Below are 9,667 nucleotides of genomic sequence, written 5' to 3' on the forward strand. Positions count from 1 at the left end.
GAGAATGAGACAGTGGCGAAGGTGAAGGCCGCGATCATCGGCTCGGGCAATATCGGCACCGACCTGATGATCAAGATGATCAAATATCCGCAGAACATGGAACTCGTCGCCGTAGTCGGCATCGATCCCAACTCGGAAGGCCTCGCGATGGCGCGCGAACGCGGCGTGGCGACGACGCATGAGGGCATCGAGGGCCTGAAGGCGATGGACGTCTATCCCGAGATCGGCATCGTGTTCGACGCGACCTCGGCCTATGCGCACAAGGTCCATGACGCGGCACTGCGCGCCGATGGCAAGCAGGTGGTCGACCTCACCCCCGCGGCGATCGGCCCCTTCACCGTGCCTTCGGTCAACATGGAGGCGCATCTCGACGCGCCCAACGTCAACATGGTGAGTTGTGGCGGCCAGGCGACGATCCCGATGGTTGCGGCGGTCAGCCGGGTGGCGAAGGTGCATTATGCCGAGATCGTCGCGTCGGTCTCGTCGCGCTCGGCGGGCCCCGGCACGCGCGCCAATATCGACGAGTTCACACGCACCACGGCCAATGCGATCGAGAAGGTCGGCGGCGCCACGCGCGGCAAGGCGATCATCATTTTGAACCCCGCAGAACCGCCGATGATCATGCGTGACACCGTGTTCACGCTGTCGGAGACCGCCGACGAAGCCGCGATCGAGGCCTCGGTCGAGGCGATGGTCGCCGACGTCCAGAAATATGTGCCCGGCTACCGGCTGAAGCAGAAGGTGCAGTTCGAGCGCTATGGCGACAACAACAAGCTGAAGATCCCGGGGCAAGGCGAGTTCACCGGCATCAAGACCTCGATCTTCCTCGAGGTCGAGGGCGCGGGCGATTACCTCCCCAGCTATTCGGGCAATCTCGACATCATGACCGCCGCCGCCAAGGCGACCGGCGAGCTGCTCGCCGCGGGCATTGCCGCGCGCGCGCTGGAGTCCGTGAAATGAGCCATTTCGACCCCACCACGACCAAGCTCTATATCCAGGACGTGACCTTGCGCGATGGCATGCACGCCATCTGTCACATGTACGGCATCGACCATGTCCGCAGCATCGCCAAGGCATTGGACGAAGCGGGCGTTGACGCGATCGAGGTAGCGCATGGCGACGGCCTTTCGGGCGCGAGCTTCAACTATGGCTTTGGCGCGCACACCGATTGGGAATGGATCGAGGCCGTCGCCGACGTGCTCGAAAAATCGGTGCTCACCACGCTGATCCTGCCCGGCGTCGGCACCGTCGAGGAGCTTCGCCGCGCCTATGATCTGGGCGTCCGCTCGGTGCGCGTCGCGACACACTGCACCGAGGCCGACGTCTCCAAGCAGCATATCGGTATCGCACGCGATCTCGGCATGGACGTCGCAGGCTTCCTGATGATGAGCCACATGATCGAACCTGAAGCGCTGGCTCAGCAGGCTATGCTCATGGAAGGCTATGGCGCGCAGTGCGTGTACGTCACCGATAGCGGCGGCGCGCTCGACATGGATGGCGTGCGCGAACGCTTCCGGGCTTATGACCGCGTGCTCAAGCCCGAGACGCAGCGCGGGATGCATGCGCACCATAATCTCTCACTGGGCGTCGCCAATTCGATCGTCGCGGTGCAGGAGGGCGGCATTCGTATCGACGCGTCGCTCGCGGGCATGGGTGCGGGCGCGGGCAACGCCCCGCTCGAAGTCTTCATCGCCGCCGCCGACCGCAAGGGCTGGAACCATGGCTGCGACGTGATGAAGCTGATGGACGCCGCCGAGGATCTGGTGCGTCCGCTGCAGGACCGCCCCGTCCGCGTCGACCGCGAGACGCTCGCGCTCGGCTATGCGGGTGTCTATTCGAGCTTCCTGCGCCACGCCGAAAAGGCCGCCGCCGATTACGGCCTCGACACGCGCGAGATCCTCGTCGAACTCGGCCGCCGCAAGATGGTCGGCGGGCAGGAAGACATGATCGTCGACGTCGCACTCGACATGCTCAAGGCGCGCGAAGTGGCATGACTGATTTCACGACGGCTCGCCCCTTCCGCCACGATCAAGTCGAGCGCTGGGACGGCGAGACCGACGTGGCAATCATCGGCTTCGGCGCCGCGGGCGCGTGCGCCGCGATCGAGGCGGCCGGGGCGGGCGCGCGCGTCACGCTGTTCGAGTCGGGATCGGGGAGCGGCGGCGCCTCGGCGCTTTCGGGGGGCGAGATCTATCTGGGCGGCGGCGGCGGCACCGATGCGCAGCGCGCCGCGGGATTCGAGGACAGCACCGAGGCGCTTGAGGCCTATCTGATGATGGCGGGCGGCCCCGATGCCGATGCCGTCAAGGTCGCGCTCTATGCGCGTGAAAGTCTCAACCATTATCAATGGCTCAGGGATCAGGGCGTGCCCTACAAAGGCACCTTCCTCCCCGGCAAGATCATCGAGCCCGCCGAGGACGACACATTGATCTGGTCAGGGAGCGAGGCCGCCTGGCCTTTCTCCGAAACAGCCAGACCCGCGGCGCGTGGGCACACTATCCAGTTCATGGGCTGGGGTGGCGGGCGCAAGCTCGTCGACATCCTCGAAGCACGCGTCAGGGCGCTGGGCGTCGACATCCAGACCGACGCACGTGCGCTGTCGCTGATCGCCGATGCCGCTGGCCGGGTAACGGGCGTGGTCGTCCGGATCGACAATCAGCCGCGCTTCGTCCGCGCACAAAGGGGCGTCGTGCTCGCCACTGGCGGTTTCTGCATGAACCAGGACATGCTCCGGCGCTACACCCCACAGACTATGCGCCTCAATGACCCGATCGGCGAGAACGACAATGGTTCGGGCATATTGATGGGCATGGGCGCGGGCGGCGACGCGATCCATATGGACGAGTTCTTCACGACCTGCCCGTGGATCATCCCTGAAAGCCTGGTGAAGGGCATCTTCGTCAACGAGCGCGGCCAGCGCTTCATCAACGAGGATTGCTATCACGGCCGCGTCAGCCGGACGATGCTCGATCAGCCGGGCGACCGCGTCTTCCTGCTCGTCGACAACGCGATCTTCGAACGTCCGCTCGATCTCGCGCGGATCGAGATCGCCGCGGTGGGTGAGACCTGGGAAGAGGTCGAACGCGAACTCGCGATGCCCGAAGGCACACTCGCGCACACCGTCCACACCTTCAATCGCTATGCCGCCGAGGGCCAGGACCCGATCTACAGAAAGGCGCTCGAATGGCTGAAGCCGCTGAACGAAGCACCTTTCGCGGCGCTCGAGCTCAATATCCGGACGAGTTTCTTCTCCTTCTTCACGCTCGGAGGGTTGAACACACGGCCATCGGGCGAGGTGCTCGACCGCGCCGGCGAGCCGATTCCCGGCCTTTATGCAGCGGGGCGGACAACCTCGGGTCTGCCGCGCTGGGGGCATGGCTACAGCTCGGGACTGAGCCTTGCCGACTGCACCTTTTTCGGGCGGATGGCAGGGCGCGCCGTCGCGAGCGCGCAACCAACCTAAAGCGAATTCACTTCCATCGAATCGTTCGAGGAATTTGCGTCCGAACCTTCAAATCAGGACTGCAAATCCTTGCACGCCGGTTCGATTCCGGCTCCGGCCTCCACCTCCTCAAAAATTTAATGTGCCTGCTGTGCTCTTCCGCACAAGCCGTTGATGCCAAACGGCTTAGACTTTGCGTGCGGCTGTTGTATCGTGCATTCGATTCGATATCGAGCGGTCGCAGTTCGATGGTTGCAGGCAGTAACGGCGCACGGGGGCGCCGGCGAGGCAGCCGGATGGAGGGACAATTGCGCGCCGGGTTTTTCTACGCATCAACGCTTTCGCTCGCGCTCATGCTCGGGCCCTCTACAGGTGCGGCGCAATCAGCGCGGCCCAGCCTTCAGGACAGCTTTCGGCTGGGCAGCGGCGGCGGCGTGTTGTGCCGTGCGCAGAACAACAGCGCCGACAAGGCGATCGCGGGAATGTTCGACCGCGCCTGGACGATCGTGTGCCGCGACGCCGCGCGCCCGATCGGCCAGCTCTACGGCTTTCGCGACGGCGCGTTGGCGCGGCTCGCAGCAGCGCGCAGCGAACAGGTGACTTGCGGCGCCGAATCCTCGGGGACCATCGAGGGGCTCGGCACGGTTGGCGTCACCGAATGCACGCTCGCCGCGGCCAATGTCGGCTATCGCATCTATCGCTACAATGATGGCAAGATCACGTGGTTCGCACAGGGGCTCGCGGGCTATGACAGTGCGCTCCAGCTTGGCCTGCGCACCGTTGTGGCGGACCGCATCGTCCCCGGCGAGATCGCTGTCGCGACCACCGGGGTTGCCGACCCCGCGGCCTTTGCGCGCGTCCAGGCGGGTACGCTAGACCCCGCGCAGACGCTGGCCGAGGGGTATCGCCGCAACAATTCGGGCGACTATGCCGAGGCCGCCGAATTTTTCGATACGCTCCAGCAACGTCTGGCCGCCGAGGACGCGGTCGTGGAAGCAAAGGACTCGGCCAGCCGTGAGGAACGCCTCAACGAGTATTTGGTCAATCGGGCACTGCAGCGTTCCAATCTCGGCGAATTCGCCGAGGCCGACGCACTGTTCAAACAGGCCGACCGCATCGCCACACTCGATCCCGTGCAAACCCGGTTGCGCCGCAACTTCGAGGCGCTCCACCTCATCAACCAGCGCAAACTCGACGACGCCAAGGCGGTGCTCGCACGCCCCGTTGTGGCGACGGGCGAGATAGTCCAGGCCAACAATGGCACGATCGAGCTTGGCGAACAGATCGCCGCCGAGATCAACAGCGGACTTCGCACAGGCCCGGGCCTCGGCGCGACGCAGAGCACAAGTCTGACCCCCGAAGAACGCGCCGCGATCCTCGACGCGCAGGCGCTTCATCTCGACGGCACGATCCTGCGCCTTGGCGGCAAGCCCACCGAAGGGCGCGCGCAGCTCGAGCGCGGGCTTGCGCAAGCAAACGCGATACGCGACGGCCGTGTGACCTCGATCGCGCGGCTGCGTTCGCAGATCATGGCGGAGATCGCGCTCAGCCATGAGGATCAGGGGAATTACAGTCAGGCCGAGGCGGTGCTGCGCGATGCGCTGACACTGCTGTCCACGAGCTATCCCGAGACCCAGGCGATGAACGGTGCGCGCGCGCGCATGGCCGCCTTCCTCGCGCGCCGCGGCAAGCGCGACGAGGCGCTGGCGCTCTACCGCGACGTGGTGAAGAGCGCGACCGACAATCGCGAGGCAGCGACCGGCCTTGCCAACCAGCTCGCACCCTATTTCGCGCTTCTCGCCGATCTCGCGCCGAGCCGGCCCGAACTGGTCGAGGACATGTTCCTCGCCAGCCAGACACTGGTCCGCCCGGGCGTTGCTGACACGCAGGCAATCCTGGCGCGTGAACTGCGCGACAGCGGCAACGAATCCTCGCGCCTCTTTCGCCAGTCGATCACGCTTTCCCGCGATATCGAACGGGGACGGATGGAGCTTGCGCGGCTACAGCGCGTGGAGAGTCCGGACGCGTCGGTACGTCAGCTCATCGCCGCGCGGCAGACAGAGGTCGCGGCACTGGCCGCTCAGCAGGCAGCCACGCAGGCGCAGCTCTCCGCTTTTCCGCAATATCGGGCGCTGTCCACCGACGCGATGACGCTTGCCGAATTGCGCGCTGCACTCAGACCCGGAGAGGGCTATTACAAGCTCGTTGTCGTGGGTCGGCAGGTCTATGCGATTTATGCGGACGCCGACGGCGCGACGGGTTTCCGCGTCCCGATCTCCGCAACGACGCTCGAAGCCAAGGTCGCGGGACTGCGCGACACCATCTCGATCGAGGAAGGCGGGCAGCGCGTCACTTATCCCTTCGACGTCAAGCTGGCGCACTCACTCTATACCGATCTGTTCGCGCCCGTGGAGAACCGGCTCGTCAACGCGCAGCACCTCATCTTCGAACCCGACGGCGCGATGCTGCAACTGCCCGCCAATCTGCTCGTCGCCGACGCGGCGGGAGTCGACACCTATCTGCGGCGCGCCGCCGATCCCGAAGCCGATGCATTCGATTTTCGCGGCATCGAGTGGCTCGGCCGCAAGCACGCGGTCAGCACTGCCGTCTCCGCGCGCAATTTCCGCGATGCGCGTCAGACGCCCGCGTCCAGGGCATCGCGGCAATATCTCGGCTTCGGCCAGAATAATCCGATCCCCGGCGCGGTGCTTCAGGCATCGGCGGCGCGCGGGCCGGGTGGACCCGGCGGACTCGACTGCACCTGGCCGCTCAGCGAATGGAACAAGCCGATCGCGGCCTCCGAGCTGCGCACCGCAGCATCGCAAATCGGCGGAGGCAGCGCGGATATCGTCACCGGATCAGCCTTCACCGATACAGCGATCCAGGCGCGCGGCGATCTTGCCGATTTCCGCATCCTCCATTTCGCCACGCACGGCCTCGTTACCGCGCCACGCCCCGAATGCCCTGCCCGACCGGCGCTGCTCACCTCGTTCGGCGATCAGGGGTCGGACGGTCTGCTCAGCTTCCGCGAAATCTATGATCTCAAGCTCGACGCCGATCTCGTCATCCTGTCCGCCTGCGACACTGCGGGCCAGGCGAGCCGTGCGGCAACGCGCGAGGCGGGGCTCACCACGGGCGGCGGCTCGGCGCTCGACGGTCTGGTGCGCGCCTTCATCGGCGCGGGCGGGCGCTCGGTGGTCGCAAGCCATTGGCCCGCGCCCGACGATTTCGACGCGACCGAACGTCTGATCGCTGGCCTTTTCCAGTCGAGCGCCACCGACAGCGTGGCCGAGGCGATGCGCAAGGCGGAGGTGCGGCTGATGGACGAGGCGGCGACCTCGCACCCCTATTACTGGGCGGGTTTCGCGATCGTCGGCGACGGCGCGCAGCAACTGCTCGTTACACGCTAGCCGCGGGCCCGTGGGGGAAGATATCGTCATCGACGGCAGCGAGCGCCGGCCGAAGAGCGTCAGGCGCAAGCTCGTGCGGTTGTTTCGCCAGCTCGGCCCCGGCCGGCTCGCCGCGACGATCCTGTTCCTGTTCGCCGCACTGCTGATCGCGCGCTTCAGTTGGCACTTGCCGCTCGCCGCGCAGGCCGAACGTGCGCTCTACGACCTCCGGCTGTCCCAAACCGCGGAAATGGTGGATCCCGATCCGCGCATCGTCATGGTCGTCTACAATGACGACACGCTGATAGAAACGCGCAAGCGCTCCCCGCTCGATCGCGCAACGCTCGCGCGCGCACTCGCCAATCTCGACACGATGGGCGCGAAGGCGATCGGCATTGATATCCTGATCGACCAGCCACAGGATGAAGACGAGGCACTGCTCGCGACCTTTCGGGCGATGCAGACCCCCACCTTCCTCGCTTATGCCTCGGCTGCGACCAATGTCGAGGACATCCAGTTCAACCAGCAGCAGTTTCTGGACGAATTCCAGAAGCGGCTTGCGGGCACGCGCGTGAAGCCTGCGAGCATCCGTTTCCAGGTCGACAGCGACAACGTCGTGCGGAGCTGGCCGCAGCGCGTGCCGGGCCTGCCCCCCCTGCTGTCGGTAGCGATGACCGACGGCAAATCGCGCTTTGCGGATTACGATCGTTCTATCCGCTTTCGCATTCCCGCCGAGCAGGATCGGGCGGTCTTCGACGCCTTTCCCATCCAGCTTTTTGCCGACGACGCCACCGCGGCCGCCTTCGCCGATCAGGTCCGCGGCAAATATGTGCTGCTTGGCGGCACGATCATCGACGTCGACGAGTTCGAGACGCCGCTCCGTCCCTTTACCGGCAAGAGCATGTGGGGGCTGGAAGTGCACGCGCATATGCTGGCGCAACTGCTCGACGACGCCTGGCTCGAAGCGCTGCCGCGCTGGGGGACCTGGGGGATCGCGATCATGGTCGTCGTCGCGGGCGCGCTCTCCAGTCTTCTCGGCGGCGCGTGGTGGCGCGTCAGCTTCTTTCTCGCGATTCAGCTCGGCTTCTTCATCGGCTATCCGATCTGGCTTCAGGCCGACGGCACGGATACGCAGTATCTGCCCGCTTTCGGGTGGATGGTCGGCTGGGTCATCGCTTTCGCGGCGATCGGCACCGCGGCGCGCGCGGTGGGATCGGAACAGCGGCGCTTCGCGCAGTCGGCGCTGGGCAAGTATCTGCCGCGCGATATCGCCAACCAGATCCTCGCCGATCCCGATCGTCTCGCGCTCCATGGCGAGAAGCGTGAGATCTTCGTCGTGTTCACCGATCTCGAAGGCTTCACCAAGCTCAGCCACGCGATCCAGCCGGAAATGGTGGCAAAGCTGCTCAACCGCTATCTCGACATGATGAGCGACGTCGTCCTCGAATATGGCGGAACGATTGACAAGTTCGTCGGTGACGCGGTCGTCGCCTTCTGGGGCGCGCCGATCGCGCGGCCCGACGATGGCGAGCGCGCAGCACGAGCGGCCTATGCGATGTGGCAGGCGGGCGAGGAATTTCGGGCGAGCGTGCCCGAAGGCGTGCCCCCGATCGGCCAGACGCGCGTCGGACTGCATTTCGGCGAGGCGATCGTCGGCAATTTCGGCGGCGAGGGCCGCATTCAATATACCGCGCTCGGCGACAGCATGAACACCGCCTCGCGGCTTGAAGCGGCCAACAAGCAGCTTGGATCGGGCGTGATGGCCAGCCGAGCGGCGGTCGACCGCTCGGGGCTCGACTGGTGGCGGCCGATGGGGCGCGTCGTGCTGCGTGGTCGCTCGACACCCGTCGAAATCTACCAGCCCGTGCCCGATCTGGACGCCAGTGACCGCGATCACTTCAAGGCGCTCATGAATCGTGTAGCAGATGGTGACAAGATGGCGGTGCAGGAGCTGGAAAGCCTCGCAAATGCAAAGGGTGGCGATGCGGCGCTGGTCAATCTGGTGTATCGTTTGAAAAATATGGAATCTGGAGGAAGCTATGTTCTCGACTGACCGGATCCTGATGCGCGGCGCGATCGCGATCGCCTGCCTCACGGGACTTGGCGGCGTCGCGCTCGCCGATACGCTGGTGGTGCGCGCGGGCGGTCCTTCGGCGCGCAGCTATCCCGCGGGCAAGACGCTGCCCGCCAATGCCAAAATCACGCTGGTCGCGGGCGATTCTCTCACCGTGCTCGACAGCAAGGGCACGCGCACGCTGCGCGGCCCGGGCACCTACAGCGCCGAAGCGTCGGCGGGCGCGCAGTCCAACACCAGCTTCAGCCGGCTCGTTTCGACGCAGAACAAACGCCGGGCACGCACGGGGGCGGTGCGCGGCACCGATCGGACGGCGCGGCCCAGCAACCTTTGGGACGTTGATACCGGCCGCAGCACGACCATGTGCGTCGCCGAGACCGCGGGGCTGCGGCTCTGGCGCTCGGACAAGGAAGGCGATGCCGTCCTGACGCTGACCAATGACGCCAGCGGCAAGTCGACCAGGGTCACGTTCCGCAGCGGCACGCAGGAAGCGGGCTGGCCCGCGGACATGCCCGTGGCCGAAGGCACGCGCTACACGCTGACCCGCGCCGCTCAGGCAACGCCGGTAAAGATCGCCTTTGCGCGCTTTGCGGGCGACGTGCAGGACCCGGCCAACACCGCCTCGGCGCTGCTCGCAAAGGGGTGCAGCGCGCAATATGATCTGCTCGTCGCCGCGCTCGAAGCGCAAGGTGGCGCACTCTGAGGAGATCTAGCCAGATCAGTGAGAATCAAGGCGAAAATTCCGCTTGAGAGGGCGACCAG

The 9,667-nt window shown here is 65.7% G+C and carries 6 protein-coding genes and 1 tRNA gene; all 7 read left to right on the plus strand.

Features of this window, described 5'->3' with window-relative positions; all coding sequences use genetic code 11:
• Positions 1-12 precede the first annotated feature (12 nt).
• Positions 13-960, plus strand: a complete 948-nt coding sequence (locus tag D3876_RS01985; protein WP_119759438.1) for an acetaldehyde dehydrogenase (acetylating) — start codon at positions 13-15, stop codon at positions 958-960.
• Complete coding sequence (gene dmpG / locus D3876_RS01990; protein WP_119759439.1) at positions 957-1,994, plus strand: 4-hydroxy-2-oxovalerate aldolase; 1,038 nt, start codon at positions 957-959, stop codon at positions 1,992-1,994. The genes D3876_RS01985 and dmpG overlap by 4 nt, the downstream gene beginning before the upstream one ends.
• Positions 1,991-3,463, plus strand: coding sequence for an FAD-dependent oxidoreductase (locus D3876_RS01995; protein WP_119759440.1), 1,473 nt, complete (start codon positions 1,991-1,993; stop codon positions 3,461-3,463). Before dmpG ends, D3876_RS01995 begins: the two co-directional genes overlap by 4 nt.
• Positions 3,419-3,566: transfer RNA gene (locus D3876_RS20340), tRNA-Ser, on the plus strand. Before D3876_RS01995 ends, D3876_RS20340 begins: the two co-directional genes overlap by 45 nt.
• 184 nt (positions 3,567-3,750) lie before the next feature.
• Positions 3,751-6,852 carry a CHAT domain-containing protein gene (locus D3876_RS02000; RefSeq protein WP_238475202.1) on the plus strand — a complete coding sequence of 1,034 codons (3,102 nt, stop codon included), beginning with the start codon at positions 3,751-3,753 and terminating at the stop codon, positions 6,850-6,852.
• A 10-nt stretch (positions 6,853-6,862) separates the two neighbouring features.
• A complete protein-coding gene (locus D3876_RS02005) occupies positions 6,863-8,884 on the plus strand; it encodes a CHASE2 domain-containing protein (RefSeq protein ID WP_238475203.1) in 2,022 nt (673 codons plus the stop codon).
• Complete coding sequence (locus tag D3876_RS02010) at positions 8,871-9,608, plus strand: hypothetical protein (protein WP_119759441.1); 738 nt, start codon at positions 8,871-8,873, stop codon at positions 9,606-9,608. Before D3876_RS02005 ends, D3876_RS02010 begins: the two co-directional genes overlap by 14 nt.
• Positions 9,609-9,667 lie beyond the last annotated feature (59 nt).

This window comes from Sphingomonas cavernae, assembly GCF_003590775.1.
Classification (GTDB): Bacteria; Pseudomonadota; Alphaproteobacteria; order Sphingomonadales; family Sphingomonadaceae; genus Sphingobium_A; species Sphingobium_A cavernae.